Raw genomic sequence first — 26,713 nt, forward strand, 5'->3', positions numbered from 1 at the left:
AGATTTAATTTTATATTATAAAACAATATTTTTCCAAAATACTTCTAAAAATAAATTTGGTAATTTCGTATATTTAAAAGGCACTTATTCTCACAATAAGACCACATAAGCTGTTCTGTCTTGCTAATTGCAATCTATAGTCATTCAGCTGGAGACAACACACTTAAAGCTTCATAAAATCTGATCAGAGCGGTGCGAAGTTTTCGGTCCAAAATCACTCAGGCCGCTTTTTGACGCAGGCTCTAAGGCCAGCCACTGCCCTCTGCGGCCCTCCACAAAAAACAATCCTTTCTGCAGAAATTGACCTTTTATAGTTTTAGTCTGTAGAACTTTATACAGAAATGCAGATTGCTATCTCCTTCCAGAACAAACAAAACCAGACGGAGACATACTGAATGATCATCGACCAGCGGGTAGGTTTACGCATTGTTGCCCGGGAAATTTTCGGGACACTTTTACTAATGATGGCCTGGGATTTTGTCGTGGTCATTCTGTTTCAGATATTCCACCAGGAATGGATGGAACAACCCAGCCTCCCTGTTTCTCTGATTGGCTCCGCACTGGCGTTATTTATGGGTTTTCGCAACAACAGCGCTTATGCCCGCTGGTGGGAGGCCCGCACATTATGGGGTTCCATTACAAACAACTGCCGCTCTTTCGGTCGCCAGGCCGGTACCCTGCTTAAAGACCGGCCTGACCTTATGTTTGGCATTGCGGCATACCCACATGCTTTGCGTGGCGCACTGGGAAATATTGATGTCTCAGCAGATGTTAACCGCCTTCTGCCACCAGAAATGGCACAGGCCATTGTCGGCTGGCGTAACCAGCCTAACGCTATTCTCTATCAGCTTGGCCTTGGCGTAAGCGATGAGGTTGCCAAAAAGAACATCGACGGAGCCGTCCATGGGCAGATTGACCGTATTTTATCTGACCTGGCCAATGCACAGGGAGGCCTTGAACGTATTCGCAATACGCCGCTTCCCATGCAGTTCTCCTCCCTGCCGCGTGCACTCGTCAATATTTTCTGCATCGTTTTACCACTTTCAATGGTGCAGACACTTGAGTGGATCACCCCTCTGGGCTCGACCCTTGTAGGTCTGCTCTTTGTCGTTCTTGATAAAAGTGCCAGTGACCTCCAGGCCCCCTTCTCAAGCACACCGCATTCTCTGCCGATGGCAACAATGGCGCGAAACATCGAAATTGACGTTGTACAACCAACAGGACAACTCTCTCCGCCCCCCCTGGGTACCGTCAACGGGATCCAGTACTAACGTATATGTAGCTATTCGCCGGTTGTTTAGCGATAATCAAAGACATACTTCCTCTTCTGTGGTAAAAGCCAGAGCTATGAATACTTTCAGAGCTACCTCTAAAAATGGCGTGACAGACGCCATGGCACGTACGGCCGCAGCAACTACTGCAGCCGAGGCTAAAATTCGTGTTAAAGACGATGATCCCTTCCAGGAAGGGGATGCTATCGTCTACGCAGCCCACGGTGTGGGACGTGTTGACCGTATTGGCGTTGATGAAATTGCCGGTACAAAGATCGAAGTCATTCAGATTTCCTTTCCTGGCAATCAGATGACTTTGCGCATTCCTTTGTCCAAAGCACGCAAGTCAGGACTGAGGAAGATCGTCTCACGCGAGATCGTTGATAAAGCTATGGCGATCATCAAAGGCAAACCTCATGTCAGTAAGGGCATGTGGGCTCGTCGCGCTGTTGCCTATCAGGAAAAAATCAACTCAGGCGACCTGGTTCAGATTGCTGAAGTCCTGCGCGACCTGCGTCGTAATGTTGACAGTCTCGATGGCAGCTTTAGCGAGCGCAAACTCTTTGAGGCTGCACAGGAACGCTTTGTCGCCGAGGTCGCTATTCTTGAAAAGAAAGATCCGGCAGATGTACTTACAACACTGACTGAAGTGATGAAGGCAGCCTGATTTTTTAATATCACAGCGCCCCGCATAAAAGACCCGGAAGATGCAACATCTTGCCGGGTCTTTTTACATGCAGTTACACTGACCATTATTAGCTTAGTTAAGCAATATCTGCCCTGAGGCAGACACCATAAACAGCGGACCTGATTTTATGCATAATAATTTAAGCACAAGCGATGAGACAACTTTACGTCGGGCGCTTAACGAAATTAAATCCGGCCGCTATGAAGCCACGCTTCCTGCCCTTGAGACACTATCCAACCCCGACAGTACAGAAGCGCTGACATTGAAAAGCTTCTGCCTGGCAGGAATGGGCAAAACTGAAGCAGCCGCCAGTCTTCTGTGCCAGGTTGCAGCTCTTACCCCTCTGGCAAAACACCCTCTGGAACAGCTGGTTGATATAATGATCAGCCAGGAACGACGCAATGACAGCCTGCCCGTCTGCCGTGCTGTTATAAAGCGTACCCCACAGGATGCCCGGGTCTATGATATTATGGGGCATGTGCTCACACAAATGGGGGAACTGACAGAAGCAGTTGATATTATTCGACAGGCCTCTGATCTGCGCCCTGACTGTATTCTTTCAAAAAATACTCTGGCAATGGCACTCGCTGAAAAAGGCGATATGGAAGAAGCTTTAGCTATTCTGCAAAATACCCTGAAGCAACATCCTGATAACGCAGCCACTTTATCAAATGCGGCTATTATTCTGGCCAATACAGGGCGCTTTGACGAATCTCTTGATCTGTACCGCAGGTCTATTTACCTGCGCCCTGACCATGCTCAGATACGCCTTAACCACTCTATCGCCCTGTTAAAAGCTGGACGTTTCACACAAGGGTGGACAGAGCATGAATGGCGGCTTGATTTACCTGGACATACAAGTCTGCCACGAGAAACGCTTCTTCCAACTCTCACTCCGGATACTGATATCAGCGGCAAGCGCATTCTCATTACGCAGGAAGAAGGCCTTGGAGATACACTTATGTATCTGCGCTATATTGAACCGCTGGCAAAACGTGGTGCTATTCCTCATCTGTGGGTACCGGGCACTCTGGAGGAGCTGTGCAAACGCGTAAAAGGAGCAGCACATGTGCAGGTCGGCGGCTCAGTGCCTGAATTTGACTGGCACTGCCCTTTTATCAGCCTGCCACGGGTTTTTGCTGCCACAGAGGAGAAATGGGGCAGCCCTGTGCCATTCCTCTCTGCTGATCCGGTAAAAGTAAAAAAATTTACTGATCTTATGCCTGATAATGGCAAACTTAATGTGGGCATTATATGGGGTGGTTCGCCGCGCCCTACACTGGTCGGAGCACACCTTGTAGACCGTCGCCGCTCAATGCACCTCGACACACTGGCTCCGCTCGGCAAGCTGCGTCATGTTAATCTGATCAGCGTGCAAAAAGGCCCCTATGCCGGGCAGACAGAAAATCTGCCCGAAGGAATGACACTTTATGACCCGACAGATGACCTTAATTCTATGGATGACACAGCAGCCCTGATTATGGCTCTGGATGTCCTGGTCTCTGTTGATACATCGTGCGTTCACCTGGCCGGCGGTTTAGGCAAACCCGTGATCATGATGGATCGTTACGATAATTGCTGGCGGTGGCTGCACAAAACAAGCACAAGCCACTGGTACCCCTCCCTGCAGATTGTAAGGCAGGAAGTACCGCGCCAGTGGAAACCTGTTGTTGAAAATGTCTGTGCCATTCTGCGTAAAATGGCCCGTGAAAAAAGCAAATGACCTCTGCTGCTGCAAAGGCCAGAAGCAGAAAACACCTAGCCTGAAATACCTGTCTTAACAGCAGATGGAGCAATCAGTTTAGCCGGACTGCCGTTACCAATCACTTCGAATACACCAAGGTCACGGCGGGTCCGTCCGTTAGGTAATAAGGTAATCGGGCCATCAACGCCGTTAAACCCTTCTGAACGAGTCAGAATATTCACCGGATAACCTGATGGAGCGATTTGAGAAACTGTCTTCGCAATATTCGCAGCATCGTAAGATAAATCAGCAAGCGGCCGTGGCATATGGTGATTTCTGGCCATAAACTGATTAACAAAACCCTGACGGGAGGCCGGGTCGGGTGCGGCGTACCAGGCGCCTCGCAGCGCTCCCAGCTTTGTCGCGAAAGCTGACCATAAACCAGGACCAAGGATACGCACGGAAGGAGCTGCGACCTGTGTCTCATTCAGAGCATCTATAACCATCCTGAGACCGGCTCCGGTATCTCCCAGAAGCAAAGCATCAAACGGTGGTGCAGGCAGTTGCAGCTTCTGCTCCGCTGGCGTTGCCTCAGCATCCGGCCTGAGTGCTGCGGCAAGATCTGCAGGCAGCGAGCTGTTATTTTCCCCTGCAGAATCTGTCACGGCGGGCTCGGCCTGAACAGGAGCCGTCTCGCCTGCTCCTCCCTGTGCCTGAGCCAGCCGCGAATCATAAGCAGTCAGCTCATGCGCGGTCATCTTAATGCTTGCTGCGCTGGCGATATGGTACACGACAACAGGTGAAGGTAACCCCTGCTCAAGACAAGCTGCTTTCAGACCTGCTCCCATAGCGCGACCCAGGGGGTTGTCGGGCAGTAAGGCTGCAAAACGCGTGCGCCCCTCCTGGTGAGCAAGAAACACCAGCCTCTGAACCTGATCCTCAGGCGTAATACCCATAACCCACACGCCAGGATGTGCCTGCGAAATATCACTGGTAAATGCCAGGACAGGAACGCCGGCAGACAATGCACCAGGGGCCGCTGCGGCTGTATCACCTGCTGTAAGAGGGCCGAGAAGCAGAGTATCACCCGCGCTTATTGCCGCTGCAGCGGCAGCAGCCGCACCACCAGAGCCGGCGGTGTCTCTTACATCCATTTGAGGAACAGCTACGCCCTGCGCCGAAGACGTGGCAGATAAAGCCAGCTGTGCACCTGCAAGTAACTCGTGCCCAAGAGATGCATTAGGCCCGGACAACGGCAGTAAAACACCGACTTTATGACCTGCTTCTGTCGCCTCTGGCTTAGTCGTTTCGTGCGCACAACCGGCAAGCAAAAAACCTGCCAGACCAAAAACAGCCAGTCCGGTCTTGCGTATCATCTTATTTACCGTCACATCCCGATACAATACCCTGGCAGTCGTCACACCAGAAAAGAAAGAGCAGGCTCGTGCCATCATCCAGTTTATCTCCCGAAAGCAACCGGCCTGATATAGAACACGGCGGGCCTCTTTCGTCCAATAATAATAATAATCAGCACACTACAGATCGTACATCCCGTACATTTGCTCTGACGCTGGTCGCAACACCTATCGGTAACCTCAGTGACTTCAGCCCGCGGGCCATACAGGCCTTAAAACATGCTGACCTCGTTTTGTGTGAAGATACACGTACAACAGCCAGATTACTGAGCGAATATAATATTTCAGTCAGAACTGAAGCACTTCATGAACATAATGAGGAACAAAGAGTTCCGGGCCTGATAAACAAATTAGAACAGGGTTTGCAGATCGCTCTGGTCTCAGATGCCGGTATGCCTCTGCTGTCTGACCCGGGATATCGCCTGGTACGGGCTGCCATTGATGCTGATATTCCGCTCACTGTCATTCCCGGCCCCAATGCTGCACTAACGGGCCTTGTTTTGTCAGGGCTGCCGCCACATCCGTTTATGTTTATTGGCTTCCCTCCTCCACGCTCTTCAGCGCGCAAAGAAGCCTTTGCAAAACTTCATGCAGCAGAACATGCAGGTCTGGCAGCCACCTTAATATGGCACGAATCCCCTCACCGCCTGAGCGAAACACTGGTGGATATGGAAGCCATATTTGGCCCGTCACGCCAGGGAGCTGTCGCACGTGAGCTGACCAAGCGCTTTGAAGAAGTCAGGCGGGGGACACTGAGCCAGCTGGCAGAATATTATGCAGCCAATACACCCCGCGGAGAAATTACTGTGCTTCTTGGCCCGCCGTCAGAAACACAGGAAACAAGCCAGCGCTCGCTCGACGATACACTGCGCTCGTTGCTTGAAACACACTCTGTCAAGGATGCTGCAACTCTGGCTGCAACAGCCGCAGGCCTGCCACGCCGAACCGTTTATGCACGGGCACTGGAGCTGACAACGAAAGGAAAAAACTAAAAACGCAGCCTGAAGTCAGCAGACGATAAAAATGCTGACTATCCCTCTTCAGCCAGTGCCATGCCTGCGGCATGTCCGCTGGCCCAGGCCCAGTGAAAATTGTAACCGCCCAGCCAGCCGGTAACATCTGCAGCTTCGCCAATGACATACAGGCCAGGCACTTTTTCAGCCTGCATCGTGCGCGATGAGAGTGAGCGGGTATCGATCCCACCCAGTGTCACCTCAGCTTTGGCAAAGCCCTCCGTGCCTGTCGGATGCACATCCATACGATGACAGGACTGCGCAATATGACGCACAGCTTTATCAGACCATTCAACCACCGGACGGTCAGGGGCATACTGTCCGGCCATCTCATGGGCCAGACGCTGCGGCAACCAGCGGCTTAAGGCTGCGGGGCCACGCATCTTGCCTTTAGCCTTTTTAATGTCTCCCAGCAGCTGTTCAAAATTCTGACCAGGCAGCAAATCAATACGTATCGCCTCACCAGGTTGCCAGTATGACGAAATCTGCAGCAATGCCGGGCCTGAAAGCCCGCGATGAGTAAACAGAAGTGCCTCATCAAACACACGCTTGCCGCATGATACTCTGACCGGCAGAGAAATACCGGCAAGTGTGTGCACCCACCGATCCGACTCTGCGCCAAAAACCAGCGGCACAAGCCCGGGGGTGGGCTGTATTACGGAAAGACCGAACTGACGGGCAATGTCATAGGCAAACCCGGTAGCGCCTGTTTTAGGTACAGACAAACCTCCCGTTGCCAGCACAACAGCACGGGCAGAGAAATTACCTGCGGATGTTTCTACGCTAAACTGATCAGAGCGACTGACAGATGTCACTTTTACATCCGTCATCACACGCACATGAGCCTGTGCGCATTCTGCAAGCAGCATCGTCACGATATCGCGTGCTGAGTTATCACAAAAAAGCTGCCCCAGCTTTTTCTCATGCCAGGGAATATGATGCTTTTTAAGAAGTTCAAGAAAATCAGCCGGTTTATATCGGCTTAGTGCCGAATAAGGAAAGCGCCTGTTCTGCGACAGGTAGCATTCAGGCTGGATATCGAGGTTAGTAAAATTGCAGCGCCCACCCCCTGAAATAAGGATCTTACGTCCCACTTCGGCATTGTGATCAAGCACAACAACCTGGCGTCCGCCACGGGCAGCCGTGATGGCAGCCATAAGACCCGCAGCACCACCACCAATAACAATAACATCGGCAGAGCGTGCCGTCCGTTCACGTATCGTCACAATAATTCAGAACTCAGAAATCAAGATTAGCGTAATGACCGGGCGGTGTAATGCCCGACACACGATCAGACAGTAATGGCCGGAAACACGGACGTGACTTCATACGGGCATACCAGTCACGCAGTGCCGGAACGCGGGACCAGTCAATATCACCAATAAAATCGAGGCATGACAGATGCGCCGCAGCTGAAAAATCAGCAAGCGACAGAAACGACCCGGCAAGCCAGTTTCGATTCTCTGCCAGTCCGTTGATATATTTCAGCCTGGGCTTCATCGCGTTATAGCCCTCGCGCAGAATCGAACCATCAGGATTCCCCTGTCCGCTCAAACGCTTAAACACACGCTCTGTAATAAAGCGATCCGTCACATCACGGGCAAAATGCCCGCCAAACCATGCAACCAGGCGCCTGACCTCAACACGCTCTGCCAGGGTACGCCCCAGCAATGGTGTGCCGGAATATGCCTCTTCCAGATATTCACAGATCACTCTGGAGTCAGGCACAACCAGCCCGTTATCCTCACAAAGGACCGGGACTTCACCCGCCGGGTTAAGCGCCAGAAATTCCGGGCGTTTTTCCCACACAGGCTCAATTACCGTATCGAACGGCAGACGTTTCTCACCCAGAACAAGACGCACATTGCGGCAATAGGGAGACATGGGATGATGAAAAAGGGTACGCATAGAAATAAGATTTATGACATTGTCTGCTGTCTTGCCAGAGGCTAAATGAAAATGAAGTAAACTTTAAAATGTCGCACCAGATTATACAGACACAACGTAGCCTTCCCTGATAGTCAGGCACCCTATCCTTTATGATTTTTCCTCCAAGAGGTATTTTCTTTGTCCGGCACGCCTTCCTCTCCCCGTATTCGTTTGTCTGGCCGCTCTTTTCTGGCACTGACCCTCACACCTGAAGCCCCGCTTGTGGACTGGCTGCAGGCACTGGATGCACAGATCAGCCGCTCGGCAGGCTTCTTCTCAGGGAAACCCATCATTCTTGATCTGGCGTGCCTGGCAGAAAATACGCCCCACCTTGCAGATCTCAAATCTGCTCTCGAAGAGCGCGGCATTAATATTATTGCTATTGAGAACGGGAATCGGGAGTGGGCGTCTGTCGCCGACTGGGGATGGCCGGAAAGTCTCGTCGGCGGACGCTCATCAGGTGAAGTGAAAATTCCTGATGAAACAACTCCCCCTCCTCCCCCGCAGGCTGTGGCTTCCAGCCTGCTCATTGAAGACCCTGTCAGGTCAGGTCAGCATATTGTCTGGCCAGATGGTGATGTCATTATTCTTGGTGCGGTTGCCTCAGGGGCTGAAATTTCAGCAGGCGGATCAATTCATATTTACGGCGCATTACGTGGCCGTGCGATTGCAGGCCTTGGTGGCCACCCCGAAGCGCGAATCTACGCCCGTGTTCTTGAGGCTGAACTTGTGGCGATCGACGGATTTTATGCCACAGCCGAAGAAATGGAAGCCGCCCCGGCTGGCAAGCCAACGCAGGTGCTGCTTGAGGGAGAAACCCTTGTTTTCCGCGCGATAACCTGATTTTCCGCCTACCCGATTACAAAAAAGAAAGTTTCCGTCACATTCTGCATTTCTTTATTTCTGTGCAAACTGTATCTTACACTTTCTATATTGTCTTTGTGCGTTTTTACGAACGCCGGGGGCTACAGATTACAGGGCGCAGAGAGGATAAGGCGGATGTCAAAGGTTCTGGTTGTTACGTCGGGCAAAGGCGGGGTAGGTAAAACCACGACGTCCGCAGCGCTGGGTGCAGCGCTGGCTAAAGCGGGGGAAAAGGTCGTCCTGGTCGACTTTGATGTGGGCCTGCGTAACCTCGACCTGATTATGGGTGCCGAACGACGGGTTGTTTTCGACCTCATCAACGTCATTCAGGGAGACGCCAGCCTTAATCAGGCATTAATCAAAGATAAACGAGTCGATACACTTTACCTGCTGCCCGCCTCGCAAACGCGGGACAAAGATGCCCTGACATCTGAAGGCGTAAAAAAAGTTATCAACGAACTCCGCTCAAAATTCGACTGGGTTGTCTGTGACAGCCCTGCCGGTATCGAGCGCGGTGCACAGATGGCCATGTATCACGCTGACATGGCTGTTATTGTCACCAACCCTGAAGTCTCATCGGTCAGAGATAGTGACCGTATTATCGGTATGCTCGACAGCACGACCGAGCGTGCAAAAAAAGGAAAGAAAATCGATAAACACCTGCTGATCACCCGTTATGATCCGCAGCGTGCCGCACGGGGCGATATGCTTGCCACCGACGATATGCTCGATATTCTTTCTATTCCTTTGCTTGGCATCATCCCTGAGAGCACAGATGTGCTGCGCGCCTCAAACCTGGGCGCACCGGTAACACTTGCTGAGCCGGAAAGCCCACCCGCCCGTGCTTATATCGATGCTGTTCGCCGCCTGAAAGGTGAAACAGTGGAAATGACCGTTCCGTCAGGTCGTCGGACCCTGCTGGACTGGCTCTTCAGACGGAGGGTAGCATGAGTTCTTTTCTGAGTGCTCTTTTTAAAAAACGTTCATCAGCGCCTGTTGCCCGCGACAGACTGCAAATTCTGCTTGCCCATGAACGTATTTCAGGCAGCGACGATAAAAATGACCTGATCACACAGCTGCATCGTGAGATCATGGAAGTTATCAAACGCTACGTCGCTGTTGATCAGGACAAAGTGCAGATCAAGCTTGATCGTGGCGCACACTGCTCAATGCTTGAAATTGATGTTGAAGTTCCTGGCCTTTCAAACAGTAAGCCTGCATCAGATAAAGCTGCAACGCCCGGGCCTGCTCCGGAAAAAAAGCCTGCCTCGCAGGATGCATCAGCGCCGGCTAAAAAGTAACCGGAAGAGCAATTATGTTAAAAAAAGACTGGCATTTTCTGCCGGTCCTTTTTTAACAGCTCCGCCTGAGAAAATATCCTTATATTTTTGATAAATATCCCAAACAAAGCTTGCATTGATCATAAAAGCCTGCTTGCTCTTTTCCTATGCAGCCCACATCTCCCAAAACCGGATGGTTCCCCATTGTTTTGCACATGGAAGACGCTCATGTGCTCGTTATCGGAGGCGGAAACGTCGCTGCCAACAAAGTGCAGCTACTTGTCCAGACCGGAGCGCGTATCGAGGTTCTGTCTTCTGATTTATGCGATGAGCTGCGCATACTTGCTGAAAAAAAAGAAATTGCGCACCAGGCCCTGGATGTAACTGCTGCTGACGTCAGGGTGCGACTGCCGCACTGCCGGCTGGTTTATATTGCCACAAATGACAAAGCGCTGAACCGCTCGCTGGCTACCCTGTGCCTTGAGGCTAATGTGCCTGTCTGCTCAGTCGATGATCCGGGTTTTTCAAGTTTTATTACGCCTGCCCTGTCTATTCGCGGGGAAGTGCAGATTGCGGTTTCCACCGGAGGTGCAGCCCCCGTTCTGGCGCGACGACTGCGGGCACGCATTGAAGAGCTCCTCCCGGCTGGTCTGAATAAGCTTGCAGCCTTTATGCAAAACGCCCGCCTGCCCCTGCGTGACAAGCTCCCTGATCCATCTGAACGCCGCAGGGTGTGGGAAAGTTTTCTCGATGGCAAAGGTCAGAAACTGGCTCTGGAAGGGAAAACCGAACAGGCCACCCAGGAACTTAACCGCCTGACGGAAGGACACCGCCAGCAGGGTGAGGTCTGGCTTGTTGGCGCCGGACCAGGAGACCCGGATTTATTGACCCTTGCCGCTCTGCGCCTGATGCAGGACGCTGATACAGTTCTGTATGATAATCTTGTCTCGCCAGATATTCTTAATTATGTCCGCCGCGACGCTGAGCGTGTTTTCGTTGGCAAACAACGCAACCACCATACCCTGCCTCAGCAGGACATTAATGCCGAACTCATTCGCCGTGCAAAAGCCGGGGAACGTGTACTCCGCCTGAAAGGTGGTGACCCCTTCATCTTTGGCCGGGGCGGTGAAGAAATGGAAGCTCTGGTTGATGCAGGCGTTTCTTTTCGCATTATTCCAGGCATTTCAGCCGCTAATGGCTGTGCAGCCTATGCCGGCATTCCCCTGACACACCGCGACTGTGCACAGGCCTGCCTCTTTCTGACGGGGCATGCCCGTGCAGATGGTACGCTCGAACTGGCATGGGAAAAAATTGCTCTGCATGGCCAGACAGTTGTTATTTATATGGGGTTAAATGCCCTGCCATCTTTATGTCAGCAGTTACAGGCTCATGGTTTACCCGCAGACTGGCCAGCAGCTCTGATTGAGCACGGTACAACACCACGCCAGCGTGTTTTCACCGGCACACTCAGCTCTCTTCCTGAAACTTCCGTAACACACAAGGTAACCAGCCCGGCCCTTGTAATAATTGGTGAGGTTGTCCGCCACAGAGTGGTTCCATTGCACCCCTGACTTTGACGACAAATATATTTTTCATATCGTCGGAATGGTAACGTGCTATCTTTTTTTCAGATATCGACTATGATTTCAGAAGAACGAAACGCAGAACTCTTTCATATTTCATAAATCAAAGAAAATATTGCTCTTCCCGGTGGAGGCGGTAGATACAACATATGACACCTGCTTCATTGCTGCTCTGGCTGAGAAACAGCATTCCCACACTGGACCGCTATATTTTTCACCAGCTTTTTGTCGCATTGCTTGCAACAACCGGTGGGCTGGCAGCATTAATATGGCTTATGCAGTCACTGCACTTTGTGTCTCTGGTTGTTGACCGTGGGCTCTCTCTGGGGGTTTTTATCAAGCTGACAAGCCTGCTTGTTCCCTCATTTGTCGCTGTTATTCTGCCTATTACGACATTTGTCGTCAGCCTGTTTGTGTATCAGAGGCTGGCAGGAGACAGAGAGCTGACTGTTATGCGCGCTGCTGGCCTTTCGCCTTTTGCGACTGCCAAGCCAGGGGTAAGCTGCGCCATCATGGCAACCATTTGCGGTTTTTTGCTCAATTTATGGATTGTACCGCATTCTTATCATGCATTCAGAGCTTACGAATTTCAGATCCGAAATAAAATGGCTGCCTTTATGTTGCAGGAAGGCGTTTTTACCAAAGTCTCAGATGTAATGACTGTCTATATCCGTTCACGCAGTCACGATGGCACACTACACGGTATTATGGTTGAGGATGATCGCCAGCCTGACCGCCATGCAACTATTCTGGCCAACCACGGCACACTGGTTGTGGTGGATGATGTGCCGCGGGTCATTTTATACGATGGCTCACGTCAGGTGATTAACAAACAGACCGGCCGCCTGGATATGCTTGTTTTTAAAGAAGACACTATGGACCTTACGTCTCAGAAACAGGCAGAATCACGCAGTACAGACGCAGCCGAAATGTCTCTTTCTATGCTGCTTCATCCTGATCCGGAGCTTGTGTCAGAGCGTGATACAGGCAAATTTAAAGTGGAAGGATGGAGACGGCTGACCTCACCCCTCACCTGCTTCTCTTTTGCTATGGTCGGGCTGTTTGCTGTTCTGCGCGGTGTCTTTTCACGCCATGGCAATATCAAGCGTCCCCTGGGTGCCATTCTTGCCGTCGTTGGCCTGCTTGCATGTAACCTGGTCCTGCAAAACCTCGCGAGCCGCAATACCTCTCTTATTCCTCTCATTCCTGTTCTGGCCCTGCTGCCAGGTCTGATTTGTTCTGCTATTCTGTTCGGCCCCGAACGCGCGAAAAGCACCAAAGCAGAAATGACCTCCTGAAGAGAGAGATAAACACAACCATGTTCGCCTCTCCGACATTCTCTTTTTATATCGCACGGCAGTTTGTCTTTTGCGTTCTGGCTATGATTGCGTCTTTGACAGGCATCGTCTGCCTGTTCGATTTTATTGACCTGTTACGTCGCGTTGCAACAAAACCAAACGTATCAACAAATGTGGTTACTGAAATCGCAGCGTTGCATGTGCCTCATTTTTCAATTCAGATTTTACCATTTGGTGTACTGCTTGGCGGCATTATCTGTTTCTGGCGTCTGACGCGCTCATCCGAGCTTATTGTCGCCCGTGCAGCGGGCATTTCGGCGTGGCAGTTCCTTACTGCCCCTCTGGCCTGCGCCATAACAATAGGCCTGCTGACAACCATGGTGCTCTCTCCCATGGCATCCTCCCTCTACCGCAAGGCTGAAGAGCTGGATCAGCAATATTTACGCACAGAAGGCGGGCCACTCACCTTAACGGGGGGCTCTCTCTGGCTGCGACAGTCAGACACCCGGTTTGACCCGCATGGTGTCGCACTCATTCATGTAGGCAGCGTGAAAATGGGGAGCAATGCTTCACTTCATGTGAAAGATATCTCCGTTCTGCGCCTTGACCATGAAGATGGTCTGATTGAACGCATCGAATCACCTGAGGGATACCTGTCACATCAGAAATGGATTCTGAATAACAGCTACACAGCCAGACCTTATCAGATTTTACAGCCTGCAGGACAATTCGTGCTTCCGACTGATTTAACACTGAACCGGGTGCAGGATAGTTTTGCCTCTCCTGAAACTCTTTCCATCTGGACATTACCAGGCTTTATTCATCTGCTTGATACATCAGGCTTTTCATCTGTCAGGCATCGTATTCATTTCCAGTCACTACTTGCTATTCCTGTGCTTGCCGGCACAATGACCCTGGTCGCGGCAGGCTTTTCTATGCGGCCTATCCGCCGTGGTGGTGTTGCCCGTATGATTGGCTCTGGTGTTGCTGCTGGTTTTCTGCTCTTCACTGTGTCAAAAGTTGCTGAGCAGTTCGGTAATTCCGGTGCACTCCCGCCAATCATGGCTGCATGGGCACCTGCGGTTGCAGGGCTTTGCCTGGCACTCTCACTACTTCTCCACCTTGAGGATGGCTGACTTAAAACAATGCATTATAAGCCACCGTCACGATACAGGTTAACGCGCCGCAAACATGCTATGGCAGCAGCCACCGCCCTGAGCACGCTTGCATCAGGCCTGGGCCTGGCAATGCCAGAAACTGCTATGGCTCAGTTTCGTCCATCTCCGATGCATCTGACACCGACCAAAAATAATTCAACTGATCAGCCAGCAACCTTTCAGGCTGACAAAGTTGATTATAATGACGTCGAGCATACCATCACCTGGACGGGGAACGTACAGCTCTGGCAGGGCGATAACGTCATGCACGCTGACAAAATCGTTTATGACAGAGACACGGGCGTTGTCGCAGCGCATGGCAATGTTGCTTCTATACAGCCTGATGGAACAGTCATTCACGCGCAATATGCCGAACTCACCGGCGGTATGCGCGATGGGATTATGATGCATGTCGGCACAACTCTGCCTGAAAATGCACGAATGGCTGCCAATGGTATGCGCCGTACAGGCGGAAAAGTTAACGACATGAGCCGTGCTGTCTACACAGCCTGTGAAATTTGTAAAAAAGACAAAAAACGAGCGCCGTTCTGGCAATTCCGTGCCTACGACGCGACACAGGACCTCGAACATCAGGAAATTATTTTCAGAGACACCTATCTCGATATTCTGGGAATTCCGGTCCTGTACATGCCCTTCTTTTCTATGACCGACCCTTCTGCCAAACGACACAGCGGCTTTCTGATGCCTGGGGTTACTCCCCATGACCGCTACCTTGGTACCTATTTTACAATCCCCTATTACTGGGTGATTGATAATCAATCCGACATGACTGTGCAGGCACTGTTTTCAACCAAAACAAACCCTCAGCTAAGCGCACAGTATCGTCGTCGCTTTAACTTCGGTATGGTCAAAGTGCAGGGCGGCATAACTGACAGCTCTATGCGCTCCAAAGCCTATACCAACGATTTTGGTAACGATGTTTCAGGCGGTAATGGGCATGGTTTTCAGGGCTATCTGTTCCTGAATGCTAATTTCTCACTCAACAAATACTGGCGTGCAGGTCTGAACGTCAATCTGGCAACGTCAGCTGACTACATGCGTAACTACCGTGTTACCGGTTATGGTAACGATACCCTTAACTCTAATGTTTATCTTGAAGGGTTCGGCACAGGCTCATATTCACGTATCGACGCCCAGTATTATCAGGGGCTGAACCAGGGTGTTATTCGTAACACGGACCTGCCTTTTGTTTTGCCCCGTTACACATACAGCTTCCTTGGTCAGCCTGATGCACTTGGCGGACGCTTTGGTATGTCTACAACCGACTTTAATGTCAGGCGTGACAACGGGACTTCTGATATCAGAGGGCAGGTTGCACTCAACTGGGACCGTCCTTTTCAGAACAAGCTGGGACAAAAATACCTGCTGACGCTGCATCTTGATTCAACACTCTATAGTGCTTCTCATCTTGACCAGCAGCCCAACTATTATAACCGCCACGGCGCTGCAACTTCAGGGCAGGTACTCCCGACCATCGCTCTAAAAACCAGCTGGCCTTTTGTCCGGGCATTTGAAAAGGGACACGGCTCTCAGATTCTCGAGCCCATCGTCCAGCTTATCTATGCACCCAATACAGGGTATAGCAGAAATAATATGCCGAACGAAGACAGTATGTCCTATGAGTTCACCGATTCAACTTTGTTTTCGCTGAACCGCTACCAGGGCACGGACAGACTGGACGGCGGGTTGCGCGCCAATGTCGGTTTGCACGCAAACTGGACATGGGACGGACATGAGGTTGACCTGCTGGGAGGAGAAAGCTTTCAGGAGCATATCAACCACGATCAGCTCCCATATTCCGGACTTGAGCACCACGCCTCTGATATCGTCATGCGGGCGCGCGTGGTCCCTAATCAGTATTTCGATTTTAACGGACGCATGCGTCTCGATCCCTACACCAAGCACGTAAATTTTGGTGATGCATTATTCAGCGTTGGTGTTCCTCACTTCCGCGTTCGTGGTGGCTATGTTTATGAACCGGTTACACCTTACTATTATTATGCCACAGACTATCGTTCATCAGGGCCCTCTTCACTCTATTACGTCAAAACCAACGAACTGAGTGGTGGTTTCTCCTCAGACTGGGGCGCATGGCACTTGTCTGCTTTTGCACGCCGCAGCCTGTCACGAAAAGAATTTGTATCACTGGGTGGAGACCTTGGTTACAGCAACGACTGCTTTGGAATAGATGTATTATATATGAAACAATACACAACCATTGGCGGGCAGCAGCGTAACTCGACTGTGCTTTTCACAGTCAGCCTTAAAACCCTTGGCTCTTTCGGCCTGAAGTAAGAACTACTTCAAAAACCTTGCCGATTCCGCTATCAGCAATGATACGCTTCTTCTGTCAGAAAGCTGAAAGACCGCTCTGTATGCTTCTACGCTCTCCTGCTCTCATGTGCTCTCTCGCTGCGCTGACCGTTTTTTCTCTTTCCTGTGCACCAGCTATGGCCGCCAGCCATACAACAATTAAGGCGGTCACCCCGGCCGGGCACACAGGCAACGCTGCACCGGCAACCCCTGAGCCGGATGATATGATTCTGGCTGTTATTAACAATATTCCGCTGACCAAACGTGATGTTGATAACAGAGGAAAATTATTTGCCCTGTCAACAGGCTTACAAATCAGCCCGGAACTGATGGAGCGCATGCGCTCGCAAATTATCCGTCAGATGATTGATGAGCGTCTGCGCACCCAGGAAATCTACTCCCGGCATATCAACATCTCTCCTGAGCAGATTGCAGCAGCCATTGCCAATATTGAAAAACGCAATGGCATGGCGCCTAACGCTTTGCGGGACCGCCTTGCCTCTGATGGCGTCTCTCTGACCACCCTGATCGATCAGATTCGCGTGCAAATTGGCTGGATCCAGGTTTTGCGGCAGGATCTGGGGGCACACGGGCGTGTAACCGCAAAGGAAATCGCACAGCGTGAAGAAGCGTTGCGCCGTGAGGATGGACGCCCGGAATATAATCTGAGCGAAATTTTTGTAAAAGTTGACGACCCCCGGCATGCAGAGGAAGAGCTGGCTTTTACGAACACCGTTATTCAGGAATTACGTAAAGGCGCCCCTTTCCCGATTGTTGCTGCACAGTTTTCACAAAGTCAGACCGCATTGCAGGGTGGCTCAATGGGCTGGGTACAGGAAGATGAACTCGATCCGGCCGTCGTTAATATTATCAGGCAGATCCCTGTTGGGGTAAATGCCATTTCAAATCCCATTAAAGTTCCCGGTGGGTTTGTCATTATTACAGTCAATGGCAAACGCATTATCGGGCATCAGCCTGGTCATGTTGTCACTGTGCGTCAGGCTTTCCTGCCATTTAGTACCCCTCTCAACCCACAGCATCCAACAGCACAGCAGGAACAGGTACTGCAAAAAGCAGTACATTATGGGCAGACCGTTAATACCTGCCAGCAGGTAGAAGATATCAATAAAGAATCTGGTGAGAAACGCCCCAGTGACCCGGGTGAATTACCGCTTGAGAGCATGAATCCTCAGATGCAGGAAGTTATTGCACCTCTGCCACTCAATAAACTTTCCCGTCCTCTGATTACTCCTGATGGCATTTCCCTGATTATGGTCTGCTCGAAGAAAGAGAAAAATTTCGCTTCACGGTCACCAAGTGAAATTGCTGACCAGCTGATGAGCGAGCGCGTTGAGCAAACAGCACGCCAGCTTGATAATGACCTGCACCGTCGGGCTATTATCAATAAACGTATTAAAATTAAGGGAGTATAAGTTCTGTCTGCTTCTACTGACAGTCTTAGCGACGTTATCAAACGCCATGGTCTGGATGCCCGTAAAGCTCTGGGACAGCATTTTTTACTCGACCCTGCTATCACAGGGCGTATTGCAGCTCTCGCCGGCTCTCTTGACGGACGACACATCATTGAAGTCGGACCTGGACCGGGAGGGCTGACCCGCTCCCTTCTGGCAACGCCGGCAGTCAGTGTCACTGCCGTAGAGGTCGATACCCGTGCTGTCGCTGTTATTAGCGAGCTGGCACAAAGCCACCCTGCACGTCTGCGCGTAATCGAAGCCGATGCCCTCAAAGAAGATCTGAGCAGTCTCACTCCCGCCCCGCGGCAGATTATTGCTAATCTGCCTTATAACGTCGCAACCCCTATGCTAATCGGGTGGCTGCACCAGGGGAAAGCCTGGGAGCGCTTAACGCTGATGTTTCAGCTCGAAGTTGCTGAACGTATCTGTGCTACACCTGGCAGTACGCATTATGGCAGGCTGGCTGTGATCTCGCAGTGGTGCGCTGACTGCGCGGTGGTTATGAAGCTACCTCCCGGCGCTTTTTCTCCTCCACCTGCTGTGTGGTCAGCAGTCGTCAGTATTATCCCTAAAGCAGAGCAGCCATCTCCCGCGTTATTTAAAGCCATGGAGCAGGTAACGGCGGCAGCTTTTGGCCAGAGACGAAAAATGCTCCGTGGCGCTCTGAAATCTGTCGGTGGTGAAAAACTACTCGCCACAACGGGTATAGATGGCACACGCCGGGCAGAAACACTCAGTATTGAAGAGTTTGACCTGCTGGCAAAAGCACATCTTAACCGCTGAGACGATACGGGGCGGTCCCCCTCCTTTAAAAGGCCTGCCTCCCCTCTGTACCTGGTAAGGTAATAAAGGCTGCCAGCTGTTTCTTTCTGCCGGCAGACCTTACGTTGCCCTACTCAGGCAAAGCTACTTCTTTGCTTCAGCCTCAGACATATAATCACGGGTAAGAGGCACAGTATCAATCCCCCGGGAAAGCTGGATCTGAAAATTCATATGACCCTGCACCCGAAAAGATAACTCTGCTGCGTCAAGGTAAAACTCAAACATACGGGCAAAGCGCTCGTCATAAAGCGCAACCGCTTTTGCTCTGTTTGCAGCAAAACGCTCTCTCCAGACAGCTATGGTTTTTGCATAATGCAGGCGTAAAATCTCACAGTCAGTGACCCACAGACCAGATTTTTCAACCGCTGTAAAAACTTCACTCAGAGCCGGAGAATAACCACCGGGGAAGATATATTTATCAAGCCACGGGTTTGTCGTACCAGGCCGGTCATTACGTCCTATGGAATGAATAAGAGCGATACCATCGTCTTTCAGACTATTTTTTACGGTCTCAAAAAACTGTTCGTAATGGCTCACGCCAACATGCTCAAACATACCAACGGACACAATACGATCAAAACGACATTGCAGGTTACGGTAATCGAGCATTTCAAACCGTACCTGCCCCTGTAATCCTTCGTCCAGAGCGCGCTGACGGGCAACATCAAGCTGCTCCTGCGACAGGGTTATACCTGTAACAATGGCACCGTAATCCCGCGCCAGAGTCAGCGCCATACCGCCCCACCCACACCCGATATCAAGCACTTCAAGGCCTGGCCTATTAAGTAAAAGCTTGGATGCAATATGGTGTTTTTTTGCTTCCTGCGCCTCATCCAGTGTTTCATCGCCACGGCGAAAATAAGCACAGGAATATTGCCGGTCTTTATCAAGAAACAACTGATATAAACGACTATCGAGATCATAATGATGCGCGACATTGCGCCGTGAACGTTTAACAGGGTTAAACTGGATCCATTTTCGACAAACGTAACGAAAACCTTCTGCAATCTGAGCTGGCAAATGTCCCGGAGACATTGAGTTAAGCATCAGCAGGTCAAGAAGCTGATACAAACTGCACCCAAGGGGAGTAATCGCACCATCCATATAGCCTTCACCAAAGGCCAGGCCTGGATTAAGAGCCAGAGCAGCTTCAATCTGATGGTTTGACAAGGCCATGCCAGCCGATGGCCCTGACACAGCCCCCTTATAAACACTCTGGCTGCCATCTGCCCATGTTACAGACAACTGCCCTGCTGAAATAAAGCTTTTCAAAATACGATCGAGAAGTCGGTTCATAGTTTTTCATCCCTGTCACGGACATAAAAAAAAGCCCGAAACAAAGTTTCGGGCTTTTTTTCAGCTTATATCAAGAGTGTTGTCACTCAGGCTTCTGCCTGAACTTCAACTTCTTCTGCTACGATCTCGCCCTCAAGAACAACATCGTCGCCGATTTCGGCTTCTTCTTTAACAACAGTTGCATCGCCCTGTGCCTGACGTTCTGCTTCTTCAGCTGAACGGGCAACGTTAACGATAACCGGCACAACAACTTCAGGATGCAGAGCAACCTTGATTTCATACAGACCAAGAGATTTGATCGGATGAGCAAGAGAAACCTGCTGACGAGAAACTGTAAAGCCAGCTTCTGTTACAGCCTGAGCCACATCACGTGGAGACACAGAACCATACAGGCTGCCGCTGTCACCTGCCTGACGGATCAGAACAACTGACAGGCCATCCATACGCTCAGAAAGACGCTCTGCTTCTTCACGGTTTTTGATGTTCTGTGCTTCCAGCTGAGCGCGTTCACGGTCGAAGCGTGAACGGTTGGCTTCGTTTGCACGAATAGCCTTGCCCTGTGGCAGCAGGAAATTACGGGCATAGCCCGGACGAACTTTCACCACATCGCCCATCTGACCCAGATGTGCAACGCGCTGAAGCAGGATTACTTCTGTTACAGCCATAATTGCCCCCTATCAGCTCATAACGTAGGGAAGCAGAGCCAGAAAGCGAGCACGCTTAATAGCCTGTGCCAGCTCACGCTGCTTCTTTGCGGAAACCGCGGTGATCCGGCTAGGGACGATCTTACCGCGCTCTGACAGGAAGCGGCTCAGAAGACGAACGTCCTTATAGTCGATTTTCGGTGCATTTGCGCCAGAAAAAGGACAGGATTTACGACGGCGATAGAACGGACGACGAGCACCTACGGCTGGACGACGTGCTGCTGGGTTGATTTCATTCGTATCAGACATTCTGATCACTCCCCATCATTCTCAGCCAGATCGGCTGGTTTGTCGTCACGTGCACGATATTCTTCACGATCTTCGGAAGAACGACGGCCACGGCCGCTCTCAAAGCGTCCTGCTGGCTTTGGACCACGGAAGCTGCGCTCACCACGGTCTTCACCCTTACGAGACAGAGTCGGAGAAGGAGTGTCATCAATCTCTTCAACGCGCAGTGTCAGAAGACGCAGAACATCTTCATTGATCATCAGCTGGCGTTCGATTTCTTTGAGCATCTCAGACTTTGTGTCCAGACCCAGAAGCACATAATGCCCTTTGCGGTTCTTCTTGATGCGATATGCCAGGGTACGCAGACCCCAGTATTCACGCTTCTTGACACTACCACCGTCTGTTTCGATCTGAGCAACGATACCATCAACAATGGCATCAACCTGCTGCTGAGAAATGTCGTTACGTGCAATAAGCACGGTTTCATAAAGCGGCATATTGTCTCCCTTCGGATAAAATCAACCCGACTGAGCCAGACCATTCTGACAATCAGCTGTTTTTGTACAAAACAACGGGTATAGCCGGCGTGATGCCACACACCGGCAGGGAAGACGGCCTAACAATCATAATACGCAAAAAAACGCAAGATTTTTAAATACGAAAGCGCTCAGGAATAATCAGTCCCAGGCGTTGCGGTACGGGCCATACCTCTTCCAGCTCGCGAAACACCTCAAAGCCGGCATCCCGGTAAAGCGGCAAAGCACGTGGATGATCCGCTGAACAGGTATTAACCTGCAACATAACCGGATAATATGACCAGGCGAGACGTACAACCGCATCAAGGAAGCGACGCCCGACACCCGCACCAATAACCTCCGGGAAAAGCCCGAAATAATTCAGATTAATAAACTGAATATTCGACAGGTCTAATTCAAAAAAACCGCGAACTGCACCATTTTTAAGCAAATAACCTATCTGCAGGTTACCCGAAGCAAGCAGTCGCTCAAGAGCTGCATCTGGCTGCGCCTGGCGCATCCACCAGCAATACTCAGCCCCAACGCGATGATGCAGCCTGCGATACTCAGTCACACTGACGCTGACTGAAGGGACAATCTCCCAGCCAACAGGCAACACAGGCGCCTGGCCAGACGGAGCTTGCAGCATACGCATGAAGGTCACAACGACCTTCATGCATGTTACCGGCTCAGCAGGAGGAATTAACGGCTCAGTTGTCATCCAGGAAGGATCGAAGCTTACGACTCCGGCTGGGATGCTTCAGTTTACGCAGAGCCTTCGCCTCAATCTGACGAATACGCTCACGGGTTACGTTAAACTGCTGCCCGACTTCCTCAAGGGTGTGGTCGGTGTTCATACCGATACCAAAACGCATACGCAGCACACGCTCTTCACGTGGCGTCAGTGACGCCAGAACGCGGGTAGTTGCTTCACGCAGGTTGGTCTGAATAGCAGCATCAAGCGGAATAATGGCTGTTTTGTCTTCAATGAAGTCGCCAAGGTGACTGTCTTCCTCATCACCAATCGGCGTTTCAAGAGAGATGGGCTCTTTGGCAATTTTGAGCACCTTACGCACTTTTTCAAGCGGCATACCCAGCTTTTCAGCCAGCTCTTCCGGGGCAGGCTCACGACCAATCTCATGCAGCATCTGACGCGACGTACGCACCAGCTTATTGATCGTCTCGATCATATGTACCGGGATACGAATGGTACGGGCCTGATCAGCAATAGAGCGGGTAATAGCCTGACGGATCCACCATGTTGCATAAGTCGAGAACTTATAGCCACGGCGGTATTCAAATTTATCCACCGCTTTCATGAGCCCAATATTCCCTTCCTGAATCAGATCGAGGAACTGAAGGCCACGGTTGGTATATTTTTTTGCAATCGAGATAACGAGACGCAGGTTAGCCTCAATCATCTCTTTCTTGGCACGCGCTGAGTCACGCTCACCACGTGCCACTGTGGCATACACACGACGGAACTCACCGATAGGCAGCCCGGTCTCCTGCGCCAGACGAGCAACCTGATTACGCAGATCAACGACTGTTTCAGCATGCTTGGCGACAAAGTTCTTCCAAGACTTACCAGGAAGAGCTGAGACCATATCCATCCATGCCGGATCAAGCTCACGACCACGATATTTCAGCAGAAAGTCCTCACGGGTAACCCGGCAGCTCTCAGCAAGACGCAGCATGCGGCCTTCAAGGGCATTGAGGCTACGGAACATTTCTTTAAGCTGAAGGACCAGATCTTCAATACGATTATTATGCAGGCAGACCAGCTCGACTTTACCGACCAGCTCATCGCGCAAAGCAACATAAGTTTCTTCAAACTGGCTCTGTACCTCTTCACCGGCGGTCAGAGATTCAATGCGCTGAACCTGGATAGAACGCAGCTTTTCGTAAAGCGGCTCGATATCTTCAAAATGAGCAAGAATTTCCGGCTTAAGCTTCTCTTCAAGGGCGGAGAGTGAAAGACCACTGCCTTCACCTTCGATATCGCCTTCGGTATCTTCAGCCTCTTCTTCGCCCTCAGCGGCCTCTTCGTTTTCTTCGAAGCCTTCTTCGGGCGGATTACCACCTGACTGCATAGCCTCAAGATCAACGATATCGCGCAGCAGCATTTCGTTGTTACGAATCATTTCATGCCAGGAAATGATGGCGCGGAATGTCAGGGGGCTTTCACACAGCCCGCCAATCATTTCATCACGACCTGCTTCGATACGCTTGGCAATTGCGATCTCACCCTCGCGTGACAACAGCTCAACTGTTCCCATTTCACGCAGGTAGATACGCACGGGGTCATCTGTACGACCCAGATTTTCGTTTACATTGCCGGCCGGGGTCTCTGTTTCTTCGGCCTCTTCCTCCGACTCTTCACCGTCTTCAGATTTAGCGTCCTTGGAAGTCTCAGAATCGTCGCCTTCTTCATTCTCGACAACCTGAATACCCATTTCAGACAGCATAGCCATAATGTCTTCGATCTGCTCAGAAGACATTTTATCCTGCGGCAATACAGCATTCAGCTCGTCAAACGTGATACAACCGTTTTCACGACCTTTGGCAATCAGCTTTTTGACCGCAGCAGACTGCGTATCAAGAGTAGCGGTATCGCCGTCTTCTGCCTGTGTTACGCTACCTGATGCTGTTTTTGTTGCCATTGCCAGACCTGTGCCTCCCCGTTCGCGTTCCGAAAAAATAAAAATCGCAGTGCTTGTTCAAAACAAACACTGTTGAATCTTCCCGGAGCGGGCAGGACGTGGGATATCCCTCGCCATAAGTCAAGAGGTGTCTTATGATAGTAAAGAAAATTCCGGTTATTTCTCTCCCTCTGTTTCACCGCTTTTCAGGCGGGTCAGAGCTTCAAGACGGGGCTGTAAACGCCTCCATTCGGCCTCATCCCCTCCCTCAGCGGCAAAACGGGCAACTTCCTGATCGACTTCCTGCTTAAACTGAGAAAAATTCAGGAAACCATAGAAATGCCACCACTGTGTTCTGGCCGCAACAGCGAGCGAAACATCCTCCCTGCCAGAAAACAGCGGCAAAACACCATCTGACAAAATATATTCCTGCAAAACAGCACGGTCAGACTCTTCAAGCTTTTCCAGCAAATCCTCACTGGTTTGCGGCACCTCACCTGCTATCGACAGATCCAGCAAAACATCTCTGACCTGCTGTAATCCGGCTGATAACGACAGGCGGCAAAGTGCCTCCTCAACCTCCGGGATAATTTCAGGGTAACGCACCAGCAAACCCAGTAACTTACGCTGCCTTTCATAATCAGCATCAACACCGGCTCCGGCAAGCTCAATATTGACCGCACGACTCTTCTGAAAATCTGACCTGCCACTGGTTTTCTTTTTACGAAAAACTTCAAAAAAACGATCAAGCAGTGTCGAACGATACTCTGATGCCAGAGCTTTATCGGGAATCTGCCCAGCCGCCTCAACAAGCTTATGGCGCAGGGCGGCACGCTCTTCCGGCCCCGGATTCTCAACACGCCCGACCAGCAGCTCAAACAAAACATCTGACAGCGGGCGGGCAGCCGCAAACATCTCTGCCACAACCTGCTCTCCACGGGCACGCACGAGACTGTCCGGATCTTCCCCTTCAGGAAGCAGGCAAAAACGCAGAGTATAACCAGCCTTCATCAGCGGCAGCGTCAGCTCTGCCGCACGCTTTGCTGCCCTGCGACCAGCAATATCACCATCAAAACATAAAATCGGCTGAGAGTTCATCTGCCAGAGCACTTCAAGCTGCTCCTGCGTCAGTGCCGTACCCAGAGGGGCCACGGCACCACAAAACCCGGCCTGATGCAGCGCAATAACATCCATATACCCCTCAACCACAATCAGATCGGGGGCTGCCGCACCTGGCGGCCGGGGCGCCCTGAGGGCTGTACGCGCACGATCAAGACCAAAAAGCAGTCGTCGCTTAGAAAACAGAGCCGTCTCCGGCCCGTTCAGATATTTAGGCTGACCATCACCCAGCATACGCCCGCCAAAGGAGACAATCTGCCCCTTTCGGTCACGAATAGGGAATGTCACACGCTCCCAGAACAGCTCACCTTTAGGGCCACCACGCTCATCCAGACGCATCAGCCCGGCATCAGCCATCATCTGCGGCGTAATACGCTGTGAAGCCAGCGCCTGGGTCAGGCTGTCACGCCCGCCAGACGCCCAGCCCAGCCCAAATTTTTCTATCGTCTCACGCGTCAGCCCGCGTTTTTCGAGATACGCAAGGCCCGCCCGCCCCTCAGGAGCATAAAGTGCACGCGACCAGACAAGCTGCGTCTGCTCAAGCACATCACTGAGAGACTGCACACGGGCAACCTCCTCTCGCGAGCGCTGCGTCTCTTTAGGCACTTCCATACCTGCAGAGGCCGCCAGCTCCTCAACAGCCTCGGGAAAGCTTTTACCCTCGCTTTGCATGACGAAAGAAATAACATCGCCATGCACACCGCAGCCAAAACAGTGAAAATGATCATCATAAACGTAGAAGGACGGGGTCTTCTCACCATGAAAAGGGCAGCACCCCTTCCAGTTACGCCCTGAGCGCGCCAGCCTGACCCGCCGGCCAATAACAGAGGCCAGCGGCGTACGCGCACGCAGCTCTTCAAGAAAACCAGGCTCTATCGCCATAAAAAATCATATCCTGTTTCTGAACGCATTATTCTTAGCTTAACTGCGCCTTAACCACGGCATTAGCACGGGACATATCAAGGTTACTGCCAAATTTCGCCTTCAGCGCACCCATAACTTTACCCATATCTTTCATGCTTTGGGCACCTGTTGCCGCAACAGCTTCGCTTACAGCCGCGACCAGAGCAGCCTCATCCATTTCAGCAGGCAGATAGGTACGGATAACCGCAATTTCAGCTTCTTCTTTCTCTGCCAGCTCAGGGCGGGCTGCATCACGGTACATTGTGGCAGATTCAGTGCGTGACTTTACCATACCACGCAGAGCTGAGACCGCTTCGTCCTCATCAAGCCCTTCGCCCCCTTTTGCACGGGCAGCAATTTCAACATCTTTAATTTTTGCCATAATCATACGGATAGTCGCAACACGTGCGCTCTCTCCGGCTTTCATTGCACCCTTAAGGTCTGCCATCAGACTTTCACGTAAAGACATCTTCGCTCCTGTTGTTTTCTGTGC

General features: G+C 51.2%; 24 protein-coding genes. 13 read left to right on the top strand and 11 right to left on the bottom strand.

What is annotated here, in order from left to right:
• Positions 1–395: 395 nt before the first annotated feature.
• The 3 genes from HK25_RS09200 (at position 396) to HK25_RS09210 (ending at position 3,682) form a co-directional block, all read left to right on the top strand.
• Positions 396–1,271 carry a bestrophin family protein gene (locus HK25_RS09200; protein WP_086554332.1) on the top strand — a complete coding sequence of 292 codons (876 nt, stop codon included), beginning with the start codon at positions 396–398 and terminating at the stop codon, positions 1,269–1,271.
• Positions 1,272–1,347: 76 nt separating this feature from the next.
• Positions 1,348–1,938, top strand: coding sequence for a CarD family transcriptional regulator (locus HK25_RS09205; RefSeq protein WP_086554492.1), 591 nt, complete (start codon positions 1,348–1,350; stop codon positions 1,936–1,938).
• A gap of 148 nt (positions 1,939–2,086) precedes the next feature.
• A complete protein-coding gene (locus HK25_RS09210) occupies positions 2,087–3,682 on the top strand; it encodes a tetratricopeptide repeat protein (protein ID WP_086636019.1) in 1,596 nt (531 codons plus the stop codon).
• Between the two features lie 35 nt (positions 3,683–3,717).
• Here the strand turns inward: HK25_RS09210 and HK25_RS09215 are convergent, their stop codons facing one another.
• Entirely contained in the window at positions 3,718–5,094 is a 1,377-nt protein-coding gene (locus HK25_RS09215; RefSeq protein WP_086636020.1) for a penicillin-binding protein activator, read from the bottom strand.
• Here HK25_RS09215 and rsmI point away from each other — a divergent pair.
• Entirely contained in the window at positions 5,088–6,050 is a 963-nt protein-coding gene (gene rsmI / locus HK25_RS09220; protein WP_086636021.1) for a 16S rRNA (cytidine(1402)-2'-O)-methyltransferase, read from the top strand. The two genes, HK25_RS09215 and rsmI, sit on opposite strands and share 7 nt — an antisense overlap.
• Positions 6,051–6,088: 38 nt before the next feature.
• Here the strand turns inward: rsmI and HK25_RS09225 are convergent, their stop codons facing one another.
• Positions 6,089–7,291: an NAD(P)/FAD-dependent oxidoreductase gene (locus HK25_RS09225; protein WP_086636042.1), complete on the bottom strand. Its 1,203-nt coding sequence runs from the start codon at positions 7,289–7,291 to the stop codon at positions 6,089–6,091.
• A gap of 19 nt (positions 7,292–7,310) precedes the next feature.
• On the bottom strand, positions 7,311–7,979 hold the full coding sequence (locus tag HK25_RS09230; protein WP_086554335.1) for a glutathione S-transferase family protein: 669 nt from the start codon (positions 7,977–7,979) through the stop codon (positions 7,311–7,313).
• Positions 7,980–8,138: 159 nt separating this feature from the next.
• On the opposite strand from HK25_RS09230, the gene minC reads away from it, so the two are divergent.
• The 9 genes from minC (at position 8,139) to rsmA (ending at position 18,774) form a co-directional block, all read left to right on the top strand.
• A complete protein-coding gene (gene minC, locus HK25_RS09235; RefSeq protein ID WP_086554336.1) occupies positions 8,139–8,843 on the top strand; it encodes a septum site-determining protein MinC in 705 nt (234 codons plus the stop codon).
• 156 nt (positions 8,844–8,999) lie between these two features.
• Positions 9,000–9,815: a septum site-determining protein MinD gene (gene minD, locus HK25_RS09240; RefSeq protein ID WP_086554337.1), complete on the top strand. Its 816-nt coding sequence runs from the start codon at positions 9,000–9,002 to the stop codon at positions 9,813–9,815.
• Positions 9,812–10,165, top strand: coding sequence for a cell division topological specificity factor MinE (gene minE, locus HK25_RS09245; protein ID WP_086636022.1), 354 nt, complete (start codon positions 9,812–9,814; stop codon positions 10,163–10,165). Before minD ends, minE begins: the two co-directional genes overlap by 4 nt.
• Positions 10,166–10,311: 146 nt before the next feature.
• Positions 10,312–11,715, top strand: coding sequence for a siroheme synthase CysG (gene cysG, locus HK25_RS09250; protein WP_086636023.1), 1,404 nt, complete (start codon positions 10,312–10,314; stop codon positions 11,713–11,715).
• Between the two features lie 161 nt (positions 11,716–11,876).
• Positions 11,877–13,025, top strand: a complete 1,149-nt coding sequence (gene lptF / locus HK25_RS09255) for an LPS export ABC transporter permease LptF (protein ID WP_086554340.1) — start codon at positions 11,877–11,879, stop codon at positions 13,023–13,025.
• A gap of 20 nt (positions 13,026–13,045) precedes the next feature.
• The gene (gene lptG, locus HK25_RS09260; protein ID WP_086636024.1) at positions 13,046–14,161 is read left to right on the top strand and encodes an LPS export ABC transporter permease LptG; all 1,116 of its coding nucleotides are present in this window, start codon (positions 13,046–13,048) and stop codon (positions 14,159–14,161) included.
• 60 nt (positions 14,162–14,221) lie between these two features.
• Positions 14,222–16,498, top strand: coding sequence for an LPS-assembly protein LptD (locus HK25_RS09265; protein ID WP_369824742.1), 2,277 nt, complete (start codon positions 14,222–14,224; stop codon positions 16,496–16,498).
• Between the two features lie 80 nt (positions 16,499–16,578).
• Positions 16,579–17,949, top strand: coding sequence for a peptidylprolyl isomerase (locus HK25_RS09270; RefSeq protein ID WP_086554495.1), 1,371 nt, complete (start codon positions 16,579–16,581; stop codon positions 17,947–17,949).
• A 3-nt stretch (positions 17,950–17,952) separates the two neighbouring features.
• Positions 17,953–18,774: a 16S rRNA (adenine(1518)-N(6)/adenine(1519)-N(6))-dimethyltransferase RsmA gene (gene rsmA, locus HK25_RS09275; RefSeq protein ID WP_086554343.1), complete on the top strand. Its 822-nt coding sequence runs from the start codon at positions 17,953–17,955 to the stop codon at positions 18,772–18,774.
• Between the two features lie 123 nt (positions 18,775–18,897).
• On the opposite strand, the gene HK25_RS09280 is transcribed toward rsmA, so the two are convergent.
• From HK25_RS09280 to HK25_RS09315, 8 genes are all read right to left on the bottom strand, one after another.
• Positions 18,898–20,109 carry a cyclopropane-fatty-acyl-phospholipid synthase family protein gene (locus HK25_RS09280; protein WP_086554344.1) on the bottom strand — a complete coding sequence of 404 codons (1,212 nt, stop codon included), beginning with the start codon at positions 20,107–20,109 and terminating at the stop codon, positions 18,898–18,900.
• Between the two features lie 86 nt (positions 20,110–20,195).
• Complete coding sequence (gene rplI, locus HK25_RS09285; protein ID WP_086554345.1) at positions 20,196–20,774, bottom strand: 50S ribosomal protein L9; 579 nt, start codon at positions 20,772–20,774, stop codon at positions 20,196–20,198.
• A gap of 12 nt (positions 20,775–20,786) precedes the next feature.
• Entirely contained in the window at positions 20,787–21,062 is a 276-nt protein-coding gene (rpsR, locus tag HK25_RS09290) for a 30S ribosomal protein S18 (RefSeq protein ID WP_086554496.1), read from the bottom strand.
• A gap of 5 nt (positions 21,063–21,067) precedes the next feature.
• Complete coding sequence (gene rpsF, locus HK25_RS09295; protein ID WP_086554346.1) at positions 21,068–21,538, bottom strand: 30S ribosomal protein S6; 471 nt, start codon at positions 21,536–21,538, stop codon at positions 21,068–21,070.
• Between the two features lie 154 nt (positions 21,539–21,692).
• Positions 21,693–22,232 carry a GNAT family N-acetyltransferase gene (locus HK25_RS09300; RefSeq protein ID WP_233127776.1) on the bottom strand — a complete coding sequence of 180 codons (540 nt, stop codon included), beginning with the start codon at positions 22,230–22,232 and terminating at the stop codon, positions 21,693–21,695.
• A 34-nt stretch (positions 22,233–22,266) separates the two neighbouring features.
• Positions 22,267–24,219, bottom strand: coding sequence for an RNA polymerase sigma factor RpoD (gene rpoD / locus HK25_RS09305; protein ID WP_086554348.1), 1,953 nt, complete (start codon positions 24,217–24,219; stop codon positions 22,267–22,269).
• A 156-nt stretch (positions 24,220–24,375) separates the two neighbouring features.
• The gene (gene dnaG, locus HK25_RS09310; protein ID WP_086636027.1) at positions 24,376–26,199 is read right to left on the bottom strand and encodes a DNA primase; all 1,824 of its coding nucleotides are present in this window, start codon (positions 26,197–26,199) and stop codon (positions 24,376–24,378) included.
• 34 nt (positions 26,200–26,233) lie between these two features.
• Positions 26,234–26,689 (bottom strand): GatB/YqeY domain-containing protein, encoded by a 456-nt coding sequence (locus tag HK25_RS09315; protein WP_086554350.1) that lies wholly within the window; start codon positions 26,687–26,689, stop codon positions 26,234–26,236.
• Positions 26,690–26,713 lie beyond the last annotated feature (24 nt).

Source organism: Acetobacter sp. DsW_059, from assembly GCF_002153695.1.
In the GTDB taxonomy this organism is placed as follows: Bacteria; Pseudomonadota; Alphaproteobacteria; order Acetobacterales; family Acetobacteraceae; genus Acetobacter; species Acetobacter thailandicus.

Bases quoted from the DNA above. Each gene is read 5' to 3' on its own strand.
- HK25_RS09200 (WP_086554332.1), top strand. From the start codon at position 396: ATGATCATCGACCAGCGGGTAGGTTTACGCATTGTTGCCCGGGAAATT.
- HK25_RS09205 (WP_086554492.1), top strand. From the start codon at position 1,348: ATGAATACTTTCAGAGCTACCTCTAAAAATGGCGTGACAGACGCCATG.
- HK25_RS09210 (WP_086636019.1), top strand. From the start codon at position 2,087: ATGCATAATAATTTAAGCACAAGCGATGAGACAACTTTACGTCGGGCG.
- HK25_RS09215 (WP_086636020.1), bottom strand. From the start codon at position 5,094: ATGGCACGAGCCTGCTCTTTCTTTTCTGGTGTGACGACTGCCAGGGTA.
- HK25_RS09230 (WP_086554335.1), bottom strand. From the start codon at position 7,979: ATGCGTACCCTTTTTCATCATCCCATGTCTCCCTATTGCCGCAATGTG.
- minD (WP_086554337.1), top strand. From the start codon at position 9,000: ATGTCAAAGGTTCTGGTTGTTACGTCGGGCAAAGGCGGGGTAGGTAAA.
- minE (WP_086636022.1), top strand. From the start codon at position 9,812: ATGAGTTCTTTTCTGAGTGCTCTTTTTAAAAAACGTTCATCAGCGCCT.
- cysG (WP_086636023.1), top strand. From the start codon at position 10,312: ATGCAGCCCACATCTCCCAAAACCGGATGGTTCCCCATTGTTTTGCAC.
- lptF (WP_086554340.1), top strand. From the start codon at position 11,877: ATGACACCTGCTTCATTGCTGCTCTGGCTGAGAAACAGCATTCCCACA.
- lptG (WP_086636024.1), top strand. From the start codon at position 13,046: ATGTTCGCCTCTCCGACATTCTCTTTTTATATCGCACGGCAGTTTGTC.
- HK25_RS09265 (WP_369824742.1), top strand. From the start codon at position 14,222: ATGGCAGCAGCCACCGCCCTGAGCACGCTTGCATCAGGCCTGGGCCTG.
- HK25_RS09270 (WP_086554495.1), top strand. From the start codon at position 16,579: ATGCTTCTACGCTCTCCTGCTCTCATGTGCTCTCTCGCTGCGCTGACC.
- HK25_RS09280 (WP_086554344.1), bottom strand. From the start codon at position 20,109: ATGAACCGACTTCTCGATCGTATTTTGAAAAGCTTTATTTCAGCAGGG.
- rplI (WP_086554345.1), bottom strand. From the start codon at position 20,774: ATGGCTGTAACAGAAGTAATCCTGCTTCAGCGCGTTGCACATCTGGGT.
- rpsR (WP_086554496.1), bottom strand. From the start codon at position 21,062: ATGTCTGATACGAATGAAATCAACCCAGCAGCACGTCGTCCAGCCGTA.
- rpsF (WP_086554346.1), bottom strand. From the start codon at position 21,538: ATGCCGCTTTATGAAACCGTGCTTATTGCACGTAACGACATTTCTCAG.
- HK25_RS09300 (WP_233127776.1), bottom strand. From the start codon at position 22,232: ATGAAGGTCGTTGTGACCTTCATGCGTATGCTGCAAGCTCCGTCTGGC.
- rpoD (WP_086554348.1), bottom strand. From the start codon at position 24,219: ATGGCAACAAAAACAGCATCAGGTAGCGTAACACAGGCAGAAGACGGC.
- dnaG (WP_086636027.1), bottom strand. From the start codon at position 26,199: ATGGCGATAGAGCCTGGTTTTCTTGAAGAGCTGCGTGCGCGTACGCCG.
- HK25_RS09315 (WP_086554350.1), bottom strand. From the start codon at position 26,689: ATGTCTTTACGTGAAAGTCTGATGGCAGACCTTAAGGGTGCAATGAAA.